The 16,741-nt window shown below is 59.5% G+C and carries 13 protein-coding genes; 5 read left to right on the forward strand and 8 right to left on the reverse strand.

Going from position 1 to position 16,741, the window contains the following annotated elements; all coding sequences use genetic code 11:
* Positions 1-167 precede the first annotated feature (167 nt).
* Positions 168-410, reverse strand: coding sequence for a pyocin S6 family toxin immunity protein (locus tag Q7W83_RS03965; protein WP_150633936.1), 243 nt, complete (start codon positions 408-410; stop codon positions 168-170).
* Positions 411-653: 243 nt separating this feature from the next.
* Here Q7W83_RS03965 and Q7W83_RS03970 point away from each other — a divergent pair, with 243 nt between their 5' ends.
* On the forward strand, positions 654-2,201 hold the full coding sequence (locus Q7W83_RS03970) for an alkaline phosphatase D family protein (protein WP_150633937.1): 1,548 nt from the start codon (positions 654-656) through the stop codon (positions 2,199-2,201).
* Positions 2,202-2,331: 130 nt separating this feature from the next.
* Here the strand turns inward: Q7W83_RS03970 and Q7W83_RS03975 are convergent, their stop codons facing one another.
* Positions 2,332-4,857: a PepSY domain-containing protein gene (locus Q7W83_RS03975; protein ID WP_473655697.1), complete on the reverse strand. Its 2,526-nt coding sequence runs from the start codon at positions 4,855-4,857 to the stop codon at positions 2,332-2,334.
* Between the two features lie 131 nt (positions 4,858-4,988).
* A complete protein-coding gene (locus tag Q7W83_RS03980; protein ID WP_473655698.1) occupies positions 4,989-7,247 on the reverse strand; it encodes a TonB-dependent receptor in 2,259 nt (752 codons plus the stop codon).
* Between the two features lie 206 nt (positions 7,248-7,453).
* Here Q7W83_RS03980 and Q7W83_RS03985 point away from each other — a divergent pair, with 206 nt between their 5' ends.
* Both Q7W83_RS03985 and Q7W83_RS03990 read left to right on the forward strand, forming a co-directional pair.
* Entirely contained in the window at positions 7,454-8,134 is a 681-nt protein-coding gene (locus tag Q7W83_RS03985) for a Fe2+-dependent dioxygenase (RefSeq protein ID WP_150633940.1), read from the forward strand.
* Positions 8,131-8,898 (forward strand): tetratricopeptide repeat protein, encoded by a 768-nt coding sequence (locus tag Q7W83_RS03990; RefSeq protein ID WP_473655699.1) that lies wholly within the window; start codon positions 8,131-8,133, stop codon positions 8,896-8,898. Before Q7W83_RS03985 ends, Q7W83_RS03990 begins: the two co-directional genes overlap by 4 nt.
* Before the next feature lie 114 nt (positions 8,899-9,012).
* Here Q7W83_RS03990 and Q7W83_RS03995 read toward each other — a convergent pair whose 3' ends face one another.
* The 5 genes from Q7W83_RS03995 to Q7W83_RS04015 form a co-directional block, all read right to left on the reverse strand.
* Positions 9,013-10,176: a type III PLP-dependent enzyme gene (locus Q7W83_RS03995; protein ID WP_008148964.1), complete on the reverse strand. Its 1,164-nt coding sequence runs from the start codon at positions 10,174-10,176 to the stop codon at positions 9,013-9,015.
* A 470-nt stretch (positions 10,177-10,646) separates the two neighbouring features.
* Positions 10,647-11,804: an osmoprotectant ABC transporter ATP-binding protein OsmV gene (locus Q7W83_RS04000; RefSeq protein WP_150633942.1), complete on the reverse strand. Its 1,158-nt coding sequence runs from the start codon at positions 11,802-11,804 to the stop codon at positions 10,647-10,649.
* Entirely contained in the window at positions 11,801-12,454 is a 654-nt protein-coding gene (locus tag Q7W83_RS04005) for an ABC transporter permease (protein ID WP_007942812.1), read from the reverse strand. Before Q7W83_RS04005 ends, Q7W83_RS04000 begins: the two co-directional genes overlap by 4 nt.
* A 12-nt stretch (positions 12,455-12,466) precedes the next feature.
* On the reverse strand, positions 12,467-13,360 hold the full coding sequence (locus tag Q7W83_RS04010; RefSeq protein WP_150633943.1) for a glycine betaine ABC transporter substrate-binding protein: 894 nt from the start codon (positions 13,358-13,360) through the stop codon (positions 12,467-12,469).
* Between the two features lie 20 nt (positions 13,361-13,380).
* Entirely contained in the window at positions 13,381-14,097 is a 717-nt protein-coding gene (locus Q7W83_RS04015) for an ABC transporter permease (RefSeq protein WP_054049992.1), read from the reverse strand.
* Between the two features lie 447 nt (positions 14,098-14,544).
* Here Q7W83_RS04015 and Q7W83_RS04020 point away from each other — a divergent pair, with 447 nt between their 5' ends.
* Both Q7W83_RS04020 and Q7W83_RS04025 read left to right on the forward strand, forming a co-directional pair.
* Positions 14,545-16,128, forward strand: coding sequence for a peptide chain release factor 3 (locus Q7W83_RS04020; protein ID WP_150633945.1), 1,584 nt, complete (start codon positions 14,545-14,547; stop codon positions 16,126-16,128).
* A 337-nt stretch (positions 16,129-16,465) separates the two neighbouring features.
* Positions 16,466-16,717, forward strand: a complete 252-nt coding sequence (locus Q7W83_RS04025) for a hypothetical protein (protein ID WP_473655700.1) — start codon at positions 16,466-16,468, stop codon at positions 16,715-16,717.
* Positions 16,718-16,741 lie beyond the last annotated feature (24 nt).

Here is a 16,741-nt window from a genome sequence, read left to right on the forward strand (position 1 = left end):
CAGAGATCACTGTGGGAGCGGGCTTGCCCGCGATGGCGTCAGCGACAACACCATCAAACCGAGGTACGCCTCCTCCCGCTGCAACGCCCGCGCCTGAACCACACCCGGCACAGCACAGCCCTCATGCACAGCTGTCATAAAATATTCAAGTGGGGGATACCGAAGGCTCACAGGTAGCAGCTGATATACAGCATTAGGTTCCTGGGTAATTTCATCATTGCGAGACGTTCAATTGCCGTGATTTGCCTGGCGGTCAGAAGATGGCTCGCCATGGCATCCTCTTCCTTATGCCAGGCCATTATCGGCATCAGGACATCCGTGGTAACGGTCGGGGGCAAATCGGTTTCGAATACCGCCAGGTCGCTGGCTTCTTCTCTTCCGTAAATCTGAAACTTCAAATCATATTTCATGGTTCGACCTTCCTGGTTATGTTTGCTGGCTTTGTCTGCCGGGTATTCGAGTTCAAACTACTAGGACGCTTAGGCGCTGGAGCTAGGACTATTCCCGATTGCGGTGTCGAAATTTCCTATTCTTTGATAGGACCGGGAGCCGCGACGGTGCCTCCACAAGGGGATCTGTGGTGTTGGCTGATTTGTGTGTCACGCCCGGTTCACACGGTCATGTTTTAGTTTTCCTTTTTCAGGGAGAACACCATGAGCGAATTCAACCTCGGTCGCCGTCGTGTCATGCAAGCGGTCGGCGCCGGGATTCTGCTTCCCGGCCTCGCGCCGGCGGTGATTGCGTCGGTCAAGGACCGGCCGCAACTCACCGATGGCGTGCAGTCCGGCGACGTGCTGGGCGACCGGGCGATGGTCTGGAGCCGCAGCGATCGTGCGGCGCGGATGGTGGTGGAATGGGACACCCGCAGTCTGTTCAGCAACCCTCGGCGTTTTGTCTCGCCACTGGCGGATGCCCGCAGCGATTTCACAGCACGGGTCGAGCTTACCGGTCTGCCCGCCGACCAGGCGATTTTCTATCGCGTGCATTTCGAAGACGCTCAGAGTGGCGTCGCCAGCGAACCCTGGTTCGGTCACTTGCGCAGCGTGCCGCAGGCCCGGCGCGACATCCGCTTTGTCTGGAGCGGCGACACCGTCGGCCAAGGCTTCGGCATCAACCCGGACATTGGCGGCATGCGCATCTATGAAGCCATGCGTTTGCGCCTGCCAGATTTCTTTATCCACAGCGGCGACACCATCTACGCCGACGGTCCGGTCCCGGCGCAGCTGACCACCGAAGGCGGTCGCGTGTGGCGCAACATCACCAGCGATGCCAAGAGCAAAGTCGCCGAAACCCTCGATGAGTATCGCGGCAATTACCGCTACAACCTGATGGACGACAACGTCCGTCGCTTCAACGCTGAAGTGCCGCAGATCTGGCAGTGGGACGACCACGAAGTGGTGAACAACTGGTCGCCGGGCAAGCAACTCGATGAGCGCTACAAGAGCAAGGATATCCACAGCCTGGTAGGCCGCGCACGTCAGGCGTGGCTGGAATATGCACCGATGCGGTTGCAGAGCGCCGACGGTGGCGGGCGGATTTATCGCAAGCTCGGTTATGGGCCGATGCTGGATGTGTTTGTACTCGACATGCGCAGTTATCGTGAGGCCAATGATGACAACCTCGGCGCAGCCAAACCCTTTCTCGGGCGTGAGCAACTGGACTGGCTCAAGCGTGAATTGAAAGCCTCCAGTGCCCAGTGGAAAGTCATTGCCGCCGACATGCCGATCGGCCTCGGCGTGCCCGATGGCGAAGTCAGTCCTGGCGTGGCGCGCTGGGAGGCGGTTGCCAACGGTGATCCGGGCGCCGCTCAGGGGCGTGAACTGGAAATCGCCGAACTGCTCGGTTTTTTGCGGGCGCAACAGGTGCGCAATTTTCTGTTCCTGACCGCGGATGTGCATTACTGCGCGGCGCATCACTATCATCCGGATCGTGCCGCGTTTCAGGACTTCGAACCGTTTTGGGAATTTGTTGCCGGGCCGTTGAATGCGGGGAGTTTCGGACCTAATCCGCTGGATAAAACCTTCGGTCCTGAAGTGGTGTTCGAGAAGGCACCGCCGGCGCAGAACACCTCGCCGTTTGCCGGGTTTCAGTTTTTTGGCGAGGTGAATATCGAGGGGGCGACGGGGGAGATGAGTGTGGTGTTGCGGGATCTGGATGGGGTCAGTGTGTTTGAGCAGAAATTGCAGCCGCTAGAAGGGTAACGGACGACGCCTGGATCCTGTGGGAGCTAGCTAGCTAGCTTGCTCGCGATGTCGGTTTTACATTCAACAGGTCTGTTGGATGTTGCACCGCAATCGCGAGCAAGCTCGCTCCCACAGGGACTGGGGGGTGTCAGTAAACGTCGCGGCGGTAGCGACCTTGCTCGATCAGGCGGTCCACCTCTTCAATCCCGAGCACTTCGTTGAGCACGTGATCCACCCCTGATGCCATCCCCTGCAAGCTGCCGCAGATGTAAATCACGGCACCGTCGGCCAGCCATTGCTTGAGCAGATTGGCCGATTCACGCAAGCGATCCTGCACATAGATCTTCTCGGCTTGATCCCGCGAAAACGCCAGGTCCAGACGCTCGATGTCCCCGGAGATCAGCCACTCTTCCAGCTCGGCGCGACACAGGTAGTCATGCTCGCGATTGCGCTCGCCAAACAGCAGCCAATGGCGAGTCTGCCCATCGGCAATCCGCGCCTTGAGCAAACTGCGCAGCCCGGCAAGGCCCGTGCCGTTGCCCAGCAGGATCATCGGCAACGGTTCGACCGGCAGATGGAAACCGCTGTTGCGTCGCACGCGCAAGCTGATGGTGCTGCCCAGCGGCGCGTGTTCGGTCAGCCATCCGGAGCCGATACCCAGGCGGCCGTCGGGATGCAGTTCCTGGCGTACGATCAGTTCCAGCACGCCGTCGGCGGCAATCGAGGCGATGGAGTATTCGCGCATGGCCAACGGCACCAGCGCGTCCACCAGCGCTTGCGCGTGCAGACCGACAAGGTGCGTGCGGTTCTCGGGCAATTGTCGAGTGGCGAGTGCTTGTTCCAGCGATTGCGACAAGCCATCGAGCACCACCGCCGCCCGCCCGTCAATCCCAAGGCCATCGAGGAAATGCTCGATCGCCCACGAGCAGTTACGCGGCAACACTTCCACCAGATCACCGGCCAGCCAACTGCTGGTGGTCGGCGCGCTGAGGCCCAACAGGTACACCGGCGAACCGCTGCTGTCCGGGTTCATCAAGTCGCGGCGGCTCAGCGTCCAGTTGTCGTAGCTCGGCGCTTGCCAGGTGTCCACGGGCGCCTTTCCGGTCAGCAGACCGAGTTGCTGCTGCCAGTGACGCAAGGCGTAAGGGTCGCCGCAGTCGACTTCCACCGGCGCAAACAGGTGCTTGCCACCGTGTTCGCCGAGCCAGGCATGCAAGCGTCGGGCGAAACCACAGAAGTGCTGGTACTGGCGATCGCCGAGTCCGAGTACCGCGTAATTCAGGCTTTCCAGGCTCAATGCCCGGCCCAGCACCTTGCGTTCAAAACCGCGAGCGCTGTCCGGCGCTTCGCCGTCACCGAAGGTACTGACTACGAACAGCGCGTTACTGGAATCACGCAGATCTTGCTCGCTGACATTGGCCAGCGGCTGAACCTTCACCGGCAGGCCTGCTGCTTGCAGTTGGCCGGCGGTCTGCCACGCCAGTTGTTCCGCAAAGCCACTTTGGCTGGCGAAGCCGATCAGCCACGCCGGAACATCGCTGTCCGGTTGTTCAAGGCCTTTGCGGGCGTCCTTGATGTGTTTTTTCTTGCGTCGACGATCCAGGTACAGCAACCAGCCAGTGATGAAAAACAGCGGCATGGTCAGCGCGCTGAGCGTCAGGACGATCCGTCCGACAATCCCGAAGTAACTGCCGACGTGCAGCGCGTAGATGCTCGTCAGCAGTTGCGCCTTGAAGCTTTTGTCGCTGTAGCGGTCATGGCGTTTGACGAGGCCAGTGGCCGGATCGAGGGTGATCTGGTTCAGCGCGCGGTCGTGTGGCGAGGAGTTCAGCAGGTAAAACACGGTCGCCGGTTGCCCGGCCACTGGCGGCATGCGGATGTTGTAGGCGCTCAGTGCCGGACCGGCAGCGCTGTAGATGCTGCTCCACATCGCGGCGTAATCGGCGGTCGGTGCCGGGCCTTCTGGCGCCGGGCCACGATTGCGAACCCGCTCGTTCTGCGGTGAGTCGGAGAGCAATCGGGTCAGGCCCTTGTTGTACCACTCGTAAGACCAGGACAACCCGGTCAGCGCCGCCAGCAGGTAAAACACCAGACACCAGGTGCCGGCCACCGAGTGCAAATCCCAGTTGAAGCTGCGGCCCGTTTTCTTCCAGTCGAGGGTCAGCCAGGCGCGCCAGCTTGTCCATTGGCGCGGCCAGCGCAGGTAAAGGCCGGACAGGCAGAAAAACACCAGGATCAGCGTACAGGCGCCGGTGATTTGCCGACCGGTATCGCCCATGGCGAGGAAGCGGTGCAGTTGCAGCATCAGGCCGAAGAAATCCTGGCCGGTGGCGTCGCCCAGGAACTCGGCGGTGTACGGATCGAAGTAGCGCATCTCACCGCGACGCTCGCCCGGTGGCGGGGTAAAGGACACCCGCGCGGCGTTGCCACTGTCGGTGTCGACCCAGATCATCGCGACTTTCTTGCCCGACGCGCCTTCGATTTTTTCCACCAGTTCAGCCGGCGGCAGCACGCCGGCGACCTGTTTCTCGACCTGCAACACCGACGGGTTGAGTGCGCGCAGGATTTCATCCTCAAACGACACTGTCGCCCCGGTGATGCCCATCAGGGCCAGGACCAGCCCGGCACTGATACCGAAAAACCAGTGCAACTGGAACAGGGTTTTCTTCAACACGTCACTCGCCTTGTTCGTTCAAAAATTGTCATCACGGCGCGCATTATGCCGTGGGCTGTCGAGAAGCATTCTTTTTTACGCACAAAAGCCCCGTTCATGTGGATGAACGGGGCTTTGATCTCACACTTGCATCAGAAGTGGAAGTTGGCGCTCAGCAGGGCAGTACGGCCCGCCGCCACGTGGGCGTAGTGCGTCTGGAACACCTGGTCGAAGTAACGCTTGTCGGTCAGGTTCTGCACGTTGAGTTGCAGGTCGACGTTTTTGGTCAGGCGGTAGCTGGCCATCGCGTCGTAGCGCCAGTAGGAAGGGATCTCTACCGAGTTGGCGATGTTGCCGAACTGCGAATCGACGAACGTGGCGCCGGCACCAATGGTCAACTTTTCCGGAACCACGTCATAGGTTGACCACAGGGTGAAGTTGTTTCGCGGGGTGCTCGGCATATGGTTGCCTTCATCGGCGGCGAGGGTGGTTTTGACCACTTCGCTTTCCATGTAGGTGTAGCCGCCATAGACCTTCCAGTTACGGGTCAGCTTGCCGGTGTACGTCAGTTCCAGGCCGTTGACCTGCTGCTCGCCGTCCAGCACTTGGGTGGTGGCGCCGTCCGGATCGTCGATGCGGGCGTTGGTTTTCTCGGTGCGGAACAGTGCCGCGGTCAATGACAGGTCATCTCCGAAGAAGTCCCACTTGGTGCCGATCTCGTAGTTGCGGTTCTTTTCCGGGTCGAGGTCGCTGTTGTTGGCGGCCAGTTCCAGGCTGCCATTGCCGCTGGTTTCGCCTGCGGGGTTGCTGGAGGTCGAGTAAGCCGCGTAAATGCTGCCGTTTGGCAATGGGTTGTAGACCACGCCGATCTGGTAGTTGATCAGGTCGCTGGTGTTCTCGCGATCGAAGCTCCCCGCCCGTGTGGTACGGCCAGCATTAGCGAAGCCGCTGGATTGGGTCTTGTAGTTGTCATACCGCAGACCCAGGTTCAGCGACCATTGTTCGTTGAACTTCAGCGTGTCGAACACGTAGGCCGCGGCGGTTTTGGTGTCGGTGTCGGTGAACGCGGCGCTGTCGGTAATCGTGCCGTTCCAGTTGTCCCCAGGCGTCGGGTTGTACAGGCTGGTGCAGTCGCCGGAGCGGAAAAGTGCCGGGTTGCACGTCGTGCCGCTGGCGGCCGAAGTCAAGATGTACGGGCGGTTGTGGGTGTCTTGATAAGAGAACTCAAGACCGGTCACCAGGCTGTGTGCGATGGCGCCAGTGTCGAATTTGGCGCTCAGGTCGGTCTGGTTGACCCAGCCGCTGGACGTCGAATTACGGTTCTTGGTGCCACGGTACACACTGCCCTTGGCGACGTTGCCCTTGCTGTCGTCCGGGTTGGTAACGATGTAGTCCAGGGTCGAACGGGACATGCGGAAGCTGTTGGACACGGTCAGGTCTTCATTCAGATCGTGCTCGATCTTGAAGGTGCCGCTGTCATTGGTGGTTTCGCGATAGTCGCGATTGCTCACGCCGTAGAAGTTGTCGCGGTCGACATGCACCGGTTTGTCGACGTTGTACTTGCTGCGGGCCGGGTTCAGGGTCAGCGGAATGCCGTAGTCCGGCATGTCGTCGGTTTCGACGTGGTAGTAGCCGAGGGTCACGCGGGTATCGGTGCCCAGGCCGAAAGCGAACGTCGGCGCCACACCCCAGCGGCTGACATCCACGGTATCGCGCCCGGCGACATTGGCTTCGTGCTTCATCAGGTTCAGACGGAAAGCCGAGGTGTCGGTCATCTGCTGGTTCAGGTCGAGGGTGGTGCGCTTGGTCTGATCCGAGCCCCAAGTGAAGCCGCCATTGTAGAAACTGCCCAGTTTGGCGGTCTTGCTCACCAGGTTCAGGCTGCCACCGGTGGAGCCGGCGCCGGTGAAGGCCGACCCCGGGCCTTTGCTGACTTCGATCGATTCAACGTTGAAGATTTCGCGGCTCTGGGACGCCGGGTCGCGCATGCCGTCGACGAACGTGTCGCTTTCAGCACTGAAGCCACGAATGATCGGACGGTCGCCCGCCGGGTTGCCGCCTTCGCCAGCACCGAAGGTAATGCCCGGTGTGGTGCGCAAGGCGTCGACCAGGCTGGTGGCGCCCGTGTCGCGGATCACCTGCTGCGGAATCACGGTGACACTTTTCGGTGTTTCGCGCAGCGGTGCGGTGTATTTCTTGTTGGTCGAGGTGTCGGTCTTGTAGGAGGTATCGTCCTGGGCTTCGCCGGTGATGGCAGTGGCGTCCAGGGAAATCGCATTGTTTGGCGCTTTTTCGGTCTTTTCGGCAGCGAAAACCATGTGCCCCGCAGAGCCGGCGGTGATTGCCACGCCTATCGCAGAAGCGAGCAAACGCGGTGAACTGACAGGTAATTGTGGTTGTTGGCGTGACATGTGAATTCCCCTCCCCAAGGATTTGAGGCCGCGGAATATAGGGTAATCGAGTATTCTTATCAATTGCGAAATATTGCTATTCGCACTGAATTTACAATCTTTACAATTTTCCCTTACGGTTTTTGCTGTTTCATTCGTCGCAGGGGTTTTACAGCGCCAATAAGAATCAATACCATTAGCGCCTCTTTGTCTTCAGGTGTATTCCCATGCTGCTGCACATCCCCGGCGTGTTCGCGAAAGAAGAAGTGCAGCGCATCCGTGAGGCTCTGGAGCGGGCGGATTGGGCTGACGGCAAGATCACCGCCGGCTACCAGTCAGCCAAGGCCAAACACAATCTGCAGCTGCCGGAAGGTCATCCGCTGGCCAAGGAGGTTGGCGCGGCGATGCTTGAACGGTTGTGGAAAAATCCGCTGTTCATGTCGGCGGCGTTACCGCACAAGGTTTTCCCGCCGTTGCTCAACTGCTACACAGCGGGCGGCAGTTTCGATTTTCATATCGACAACGCCGTGCGTCAGCCCAAAGGCAGCATCGAGCGTGTGCGCACGGATCTGTCGGCGACACTGTTCTTTAGCGAGCCTGAGGATTACGACGGCGGTGAACTGGAAATCCAGGACACCTACGGCACCCAGCGTGTGAAGTTGCCCGCCGGCGACATGGTGTTGTACCCCGGCACCAGTCTGCACAAGGTCAATGCCGTCACGCGCGGCACACGGTTCGCCTCCTTCTTCTGGACCCAAAGCCTTGTCCGCGAAGACAGCCAGCGCGCCCTGCTGTTCGAGATGGACGGGGCGATCCAGCAACTGACGCAGGACATGCCCGACCATCCCTCACTGATCCGCCTGACCGGCACTTATCACAACCTGTTGCGTCGCTGGGTCGAGGTATGAGTTTTCAACTGCGCCGTGAAGAAGTGCTCGACGGCGATCACCTCAAAGCCATGCTTAATGACAGTCCGGCACGTGCTGCTCAGGCGATCCTGATCGCTGCCCGCGAAGGGGTTCTCGATGCCCAAGCCTTGCTCGGCCAGATTCTGCTGGACGGCCAAGGGATCGAGCAGGACCAGCCGCTGGCCGTGCGCTGGTTCGAGATAGCCGCCCAGGGCGGGCATCTGATGGCGCGCAACATGCTCGGTCGTTGTCATGAACATGGTTGGGGGTGCTGCGCAGATGCCACGGTTGCAGCGCGACATTACCGGGTTGCAGCAGAAGCGGGTCTGGATTGGGCGATGTACAACTACGCCAATTTGCTGGCCACCGGGCGCGGGGTGGTCGAGGATCAGTTGCAAGCGCTGGAGCTCTACCGTCGCGCTGCTGAGCTGGGGCACGCGAAGTCGATGAATCTGCTCGGGCGTTATCTGGAAGAAGGGCGGGTTTGTCCGGCAGATCCGGTTGGCGCTGTCGATTGGTACCGACGTTCTGCGGTCGGCGGGGATTTTCGCGGGCAGTTCAGTTATGCCGCGGTGCTGGCGGATGAAGGGAAAATAAACGAGGCGCTGGAATGGTTGCGCAAAGCATTGGCCGGGGGCAATCTGAATTTTCTGCGGGTGGCGAGTAAGGCGCTGTTGAGCGCAACCGATGCGCAGATTCGCGACCTGGCGACCGATTATGCCCGTCGATACGCCGAACTGGAGCAGGAACTCCCGGCCCTGTAGGCGCTGCTCTTGAGACCATCGCTGGCAGGCCAGGTCCCGCAGGGAACTGGGTGCAATCCAGACAAAAAAAGCCCATGACACGTCATGGGCTTTTTGATGTCTGCGTGCAGCGTTTTACACGTAGAACGACTTCAGCGGCGGGAAGCCATTGAATTCGACGGCGCTGTAACTGGTGGTGTACGCACCGGTCGACAGCCAGTACAAGCGATCACCGATTGCCAGGTTCAGCGGCAGACCGTACTTGTAGTTCTCGTACATGATGTCGGCGCTGTCGCAGGTCGGGCCGGCGATAACCACTTCTTCCACTTCACCTTTCTTCTCGGTCCAGATCGGGAACTTGATGGCTTCGTCCATGGTTTCGATCAGGCCGGAGAACTTGCCCACATCCGTGTACACCCATCGCTCTACAGCGGTGCGGGATTTACGCGCAACCAGTACCACTTCGCTGACCAGGATGCCGGCGTTGGCGATCAGCGAACGGCCCGGCTCCAGGATGATTTCCGGCAGGTCGTCGCCGAAGTCTTCCTTGAGGAAACGGATGATTTCTTCAGCGTAGGTTTCCAGGCTGTTGGTGCGGGTGATGTAGTTGGCCGGGAAGCCGCCGCCCATGTTGATCAGCTTGAGGTGGATGCCGTCTTCTTCTTTCAGACGCTCGAAGATCACTTTGACCTTGGCGATCGCCGCGTCCCAGACACTGATGTCGCGCTGTTGCGAACCCACGTGGAACGAGATGCCGTAAGGCACCAGGCCCAGGTCGCGAGCGAGGATCAGCAGGTCCATGGCCATGTCGGTCTGGCAGCCGAATTTGCGCGACAGAGGCCAGTCAGCGGTGGTCGAGCCTTCGGTGAGGATGCGCACGTAGACTTTCGAACCCGGTGCAGCCTTGGCGATGTTGCGCAGGTCGGCTTCGGAGTCGGTGGCATACAGACGCACGCCCTTCTCGTAGAAGTAGCGGATGTCCTTGGATTTCTTGATGGTGTTGCCGTAGCTGATGCGATCCGGGCCGACGCCCTGGTTCATCACTTTGTCGAGCTCGTAGATCGAAGCGATGTCGAAGTTCGAGCCTTTCTCTTTGAGCAGGTCGATGATTTCGACGGCCGGGTTGGCCTTGACCGCGTAGTAGACCTTGGCGAATTCGAAGCCGGCGCGCAGATCGTCATAGGCCTGGCTGATCATCGCGGTGTCGATCACCACGAACGGGGTTTCTTGTTTGTCGGCGAAGGCCTTCATTTTGTTGAAAGTATCGCGCGCGAAATAGTCTTCGACGTTGATCGACATGCTGGGAACTCCTACTGGCAAACTAGATTAATCAATGGGTGCAAATGAACGTCCTCCGTATCCCCACTTTGGTTCGCCTACTTCCCAAGGCATGTCGCCGAAAGCAAAAAGGCCACGGGAGGCGGTGCTTCCCTTGGCCTTGCTGTCTCGTCGTCAGTACTTGAGCCGGATGGATCGTTTCCAGCATGGACGTTCGGCGCGAACTTTAGGGCGTGAGGGGCTTGAGATCAACAAAAAATGTCGCGTTTTTGCACACTTCCGTCGTGCGGTCCCGGACAGTTACTGATGTAACCGACCTGCATGACAGTGTGATGTTCCCCCGGCAGGGAGATTTCGGGTGTGTCAGGCGGGAGTTGTGTTTGCCCCAATCGCTAGCAGGCTAGCTCCCACAGGGGATTTGTGTTGTTGCACAGATTGCATGCACACCACAGATCCAATGTGGGAGCTAGCCTGCCAGCGATAGCGTCAGATCAGGCGACAGCGGTCTCGGCTGGCGAAACAATGCTGGTCTTGCCGCCACGGGACTTGCCTGAACTCAGATACTCGGCAATCGATTCCTGGGTCACTTCCCCGAGAAACACCCGCTCCGCATCCATCACCGGCAACCACGAGCGATTGAACTCGTACATCCGCGACAACAGAATGCGCAGATGCTCGTCATACGCCGCCGTGGCGTTGAACTCGCGCAGGTATTGCGCGCAAGTGCCGGTCTGACGGTGCAGGTCGCGACGTCGTACGTAACCGAGCGCTTTGTTCTCACCATCAGTGACCACCACGTAACGACGGTCCAGTTCGTCCATCAACTCCAAGGCCTCGGCCACCGGCGTTTCCGGGCTGACGGACGGCGCGTTGTCCGCCGCGTCTTCGGCCTTCACCAGCAACAGGCGCTTGAGCGTGCTGTCCTGGCCGACGAAGTTGCTGACGAAATCGTCCGCCGGGTGCGCGAGCAACGTGTCCGGGTGGTCAATCTGCAACAGCTTGCCGGCGCGGAAGATTGCAATCTTGTCACCCAGTTTGATGGCTTCGTCGATGTCGTGGCTGACCATGATCACGGTCTTGTTCAGCGCCCGTTGCATCTCGAAGAATTCGTTCTGGATCATCTCGCGGTTGATCGGGTCGACCGCGCCAAACGGTTCGTCCATCAACAGCAACGGCGCATCGGCCGCCAGTGCGCGAATCACGCCGATCCGCTGCTGCTGACCGCCAGACAGTTCACGCGGATAACGATTCAAATACTGCTTGGGCTCAAGCTTGATCATGCTCATCAACTCGCGGGCGCGGTCGTGGCACTTCTGTTTGTCCCAGCCCAGCAGGCGCGGAACGATGGTGATGTTTTCCTCGATGGTCATGTTCGGGAACAGACCGATCTGCTGGATCACATAACCGATGTTGCGGCGCAGAGTCACGGCGTCGAGGTCAGTGGTGTCCTCGCCGTTGATCAGAATCTTGCCCGAGGTCGGTTTGATCAGGCGGTTGATCATCTTCAGCGTGGTGCTTTTGCCGCAGCCCGATGGCCCGAGGAACACGCAGATTTCGCCTTCATTGACGGTCAGGCTGACCGAGTCCACGGCTTTCACATCTTTGCCGTTGCTTTGGAAGGTCTTGCTGAGGTTTTGAAGTTCGATCATTTCAGGAGTCCTTTTGGAGTCAGCGTGCGTTGCAGCCATTGCAGAAGCAGGTCGGCGAAGATGGCCAGGAGGCTGACCAGCACGGCGCCGACGATCAGCATCGACATGTCGCTGCGGCTGATGGAAGCGAGAATGAGTACACCGAGGCCGCCGGCGCCGATGGTCGCGGCGATGGTCATGACACCGATGTTCATGACCACGGCAGTGCGCACGCCGGCAAGAATTACCGGCACGGCAATAGGCAGTTCGACCATGCGCAGGCGCTGGCCGAAGGTCATGCCGATACCGCGTGCGGCTTCGCGAATGCCCGGTTCAACACCGGTCAGGGCGAGGTAGGTGTTACGCATGATCGGCAGCAGCGAGTACAGAAACACCGCGGTGATCGCCGGCATCGGACCGAGGCCCTGGCCGAATTTCGAGTAGAACGGCAAGAGCAAGCCGAACAGGGCAATCGACGGCACGGTCAGCAGCACCGTGGCGCTGGCCTGCAAGGGGCCGGCGAGCGTCGGGAAACGCGTCATCAGAATGCCCAGCGGCACGCCGACCAGAATCGCCAGGGTCACGGCGATGCCGACCAGGGTGATGTGCTGCCAGGTCAGGTGCAGCACCAGCGGCCAGTCGAGATGGGAAAAGGCGTTGAGAAATTCCATGGCTTTTCCTCCTTAGTTGATGGGGTGCTGGCGCAGGAAATCGGCGGCAACGGATGAAGGGCTTTCGTGATCGACATCAACCCGCGCATTGAGCGCGCGCATGGTTTCGTCATCGAACAGCTCGGCCAGCGGTTTGATTTCTTCCGCCAGTTTCGGATGGGCATCGAGGTAAACCTGGCGCACCACCGGCGCGGCGGTGTAGTCCGGGAAGTAGTGCTTGTCGTCTTCAAGCAACTTGAGTTTGAAGGCGTTCAGGCGACCGTCGGTGGTGTAGACCAGACCGGCAAACACTTGGCCATTGCGCAGTGCGGTGTAGACCAGCCCGGCATCCATCTGCCGCGTGTTTTTGCGGGTCAGGTTCATGCCGTAGAGCTCGACCATGCCGGCCATGCCGTCGGAACGGTTGGCAAACTCGGTGTCCAGGGCGACCAGGTGGTTGGTCTTCGCCTCAGCTTGCATCACCGTGTTCAGCTCGCTGATGGTGTTGATCTGCGGATAAGCCTTCGCCGTGGTTTCCGGTAGCGCCAGAGCGTAGGTATTGCTGAATTTCGACGGGGTCAGCCAGACCAGGCCTTTTTTCGCGTCGAGTTCTTTCACCTTGGCGTAGGACTGGGCACTGTCGAGCTTTTCAGTGATGTGGTTGTAAGCCACCAGCGACACGCCGGTGTATTCCCAAATCAGATCCAGTTGGCCGCTTTCCTGAGCGCTGCGAGCGAGGTTGCTGCCCAGACCGCCCGTGACCTGGGCGTCGTAACCCTTGGCGCGCAGGTACTGTGAAGTGATTTCCGCGAGCAGGGTTTGCTCGGTAAACACCCGGGCACCGATGCGGATCACGGGTTTTTCAGCGGCTTGGGCAAATCCTGCGAACAGCAGGGCGCAGCCTAAAAATAAGCATATTTTTTTCATGAGTCTTCCTTTGCCGAGGCTTAAGACGGGCGCAAGCCGCGTTCGAGCCAGAGGCGGCTGGCGAGTGTCACCAGTCCGTCGAGCAGCAAGGCCAGCAGGGCGGTGCAAGCGGCGCCGAGCAGCAGTTGCGGCTGATTGTTCAGGGCGATGCCGGGGAAAATCAGGCTGCCCAGGCTGTTGGCGCCGATCAGGAACGCCAATGGCGCGGTACCGACGTTGATCGCCAGCGCCACGCGCACGCCGCCGATGATGATCGGCACGGCGTTTGGCAATTCAACCCGCCACAGCACTTGTGTCGGCGTCATGCCGATGCCGACGGCCGCTTCCTTGAGTGAACCCTGGACGTTTTTCAGGCCTTCATAGGTGTTGCGCACGATCGGCAACAACGAGGCGAGGAACAGCGCAAAGATCGCGGGGCCGCTGCCAATGCCCAGAATCCCCAGAGCAATGGCCAGTACGGCGAGAGGCGGCACGGTGTTGCCGATGTTGAAGATCTGCATGAAGCGTTCGGCGCGTCCAACCATGGTCGGGCGGCTGAGGAAGATGCCGGCGGGGATGCCCACAACAAGGGCGGCCAGCATGGAAACGAGGACGAGAATCAGGTGAGCTTGCAGGTAAAACAACAAATCGTCGCGGTAATGTTCGATCGTGTTGATGCCAATCCAGTGGACCAGCAGGGCCAGAAGGGCGACGACAACCGCACCTCCTATCAGCCCTTTGCCATAGCGAATAGCCACAGGCGGACTCCTTTTTTCTTTGTCGGCGAACGCAGTCCCGAGTGGCAATGCCATTCCTGGCTGCCGGGATTATCAACGTTCGCGAGAAGCAGCTCTTCATGCTGATGCAACCGCATGAGATCGAGCCATAAGCGCAGCCTCGTCAGGCTAACTTGCAGGTTCTTCAAACCCTGCTACGAGAGCTGTAACAGGGGAGTGGACGTCTCTACCTTTTAAAAGGTTCCATATTTAACAGCAGATAGCCACCCTTGATGTCCGATCACGTCCCTGTAGGAGCCGGTTTGCTGGCGATGGGCGCGCCTCGGTCTGCCAGATACACCGAGGTGATGCCATCGCCAGCAAGCCGGCTCCTACAAAGTTCCTCGCGTCCGGGCGGGCGGTGGTCCGTGACAGTCGGTTTGCGCTATACTCGCCGCCCTTTTTTGAATCACCGCCAGGCGATTTCCCATGACCAAACAGGCCGCCGAAGTCGCGAAACGCCGCACTTTCGCCATTATTTCCCACCCCGATGCCGGTAAAACCACCATCACCGAGAAGCTCTTGCTGATGGGCAAGGCGATTGCGATTGCGGGCACGGTGAAGTCTCGCAAGTCCGACCGCCATGCCACCTCCGACTGGATGGAAATGGAAAAGCAGCGGGGTATCTCGATTACCACGTCGGTCATGCAGTTCCCGTATCGCGATCACATGATCAACCTGCTCGACACCCCGGGCCACGAAGACTTCTCCGAAGATACCTACCGCACCCTGACGGCGGTCGACTCGGCATTGATGGTCCTCGACGGCGGTAAGGGTGTAGAACCACGGACCATCGCGCTGATGGACGTTTGCCGTCTGCGTGACACGCCGATCGTCAGCTTCATCAACAAACTCGACCGTGACATCCGCGACCCGATCGAACTGCTCGACGAAATCGAAGCGGTCCTGAAGATCAAGGCTGCACCCATCACTTGGCCGATCGGTTGCTACCGCGACTTCAAAGGCGTTTATCACCTCGCCGACGACTACATCATCGTGTACACCGCCGGTCACGGCCATGAGCGCACCGATGTGAAAATCATCGAGAAGCTCGACTCCGATGAAGCCCGCGCGCACTTGGGCGACGAGTACGATCGCTTCGTTGATCAACTGGAATTGGTGCAAGGCGCCTGCCACGAATTCAACCAGCAGGAATTCCTCGACGGCCAACTGACACCGGTGTTTTTCGGTACCGCGCTCGGCAACTTCGGTGTCGATCACGTGCTCGACGCCGTGGTCAACTGGGCGCCGAAACCGTTGGCCCGGGTCGCCAACGAGCGCACCGTGGAACCGGTTGAAGAGAAATTCGCCGGCTTCGTGTTCAAGATCCAGGCGAACATGGACCCGAAACACCGCGACCGTATCGCCTTCATGCGTATCTGCTCCGGCAAATACGAGAAGGGCATGAAGATGCGCCACGTGCGCACCGGCAAGGATGTACGGATCGGCGATGCGCTGACCTTCTTCTCTTCCGAGCGTGAGCAACTGGAAGAAGCGTTCGCCGGCGACATCATCGGCCTGCACAACCACGGCACCATCCAGATCGGCGACACCTTCACCGAAGGCGAAGTCCTGGGCTTCACCGGCATCCCGCACTTCGCCCCGGAACTGTTCCGTCGTGTGCGTCTGCGTGACCCGCTGAAATCCAAGCAACTGCGTCAAGGTTTGCAGCAGTTGGCGGAAGAAGGCGCGACCCAGGTGTTCTTCCCCGAGCGCAGCAACGACATCATCCTCGGCGCCGTCGGTGTGCTGCAGTTCGATGTGGTCGCCAGCCGCTTGAAAGAGGAATACAAGGTCGAGTGCTCTTACGAGCCGATCACCGTGTACTCCGCACGCTGGATCGATTGCGACGATAAGAAAAAGATGGAGGAATTCCGCGTCAAGGCTGTGGAAAACCTCGCAGTCGACGGCGGTGGTCACCTGACCTACCTGGCCCCGACCCGCGTCAACCTGGCACTGATGGAAGAACGCTGGCCGGACGTGAAATTCCGTGCGACGCGTGAACATCACTAAGCGCTGAGCTGCAAAACCCAAAAGCCCCGGTCGCGAAAGTGCCGGGGTTTTTTCATGCTCGCCACAATCCCCTGTGGGAGCCAGCCTGCTGGCGATAGCGGAGTGACATTCAACACAATCATTGAATGAAAGAATGCCATCGCCAGCAGGCTGGCTCCCACAGGGATCAGCGTTGTTGGTGGGTTTGGGTATAAACATTATTCCAAACCAGTCTTCCCATTCACGGCGTTTCCCGCGCATCGTCAGGGTCTATCTGGAGAACGCGCCCCATCGGAACCGGATGTCTATCAGTGCCGTCGGGCTTCCACGTTTCACCTGCAAAAGGATGGAATCGGCCATGAGCATTTTTCAACGCATTGTGTTGTTGCTGAAGGTTTTGGTAATGCTGTCGGTTGGCATGTCAGCGGCTAGGGCGGAATGCCCGGATCACGGTGAACAGGCGTCGAGCGGGCAGGTGACGCACACCGGGCTGATGATCGCCGCGTCCGAATCGGAACCCGGCGACCAAGGCCAGGGCGGCAGCGCGGACGATGATGACTCGACCACCGAAGATCCCGATGCCGATACCGATGAAGATGAAGGGGCTTAAGTAGCAGGCAAAAGAAAACCCCTT

The organism is Pseudomonas sp. 300 (genome assembly GCF_055803035.1).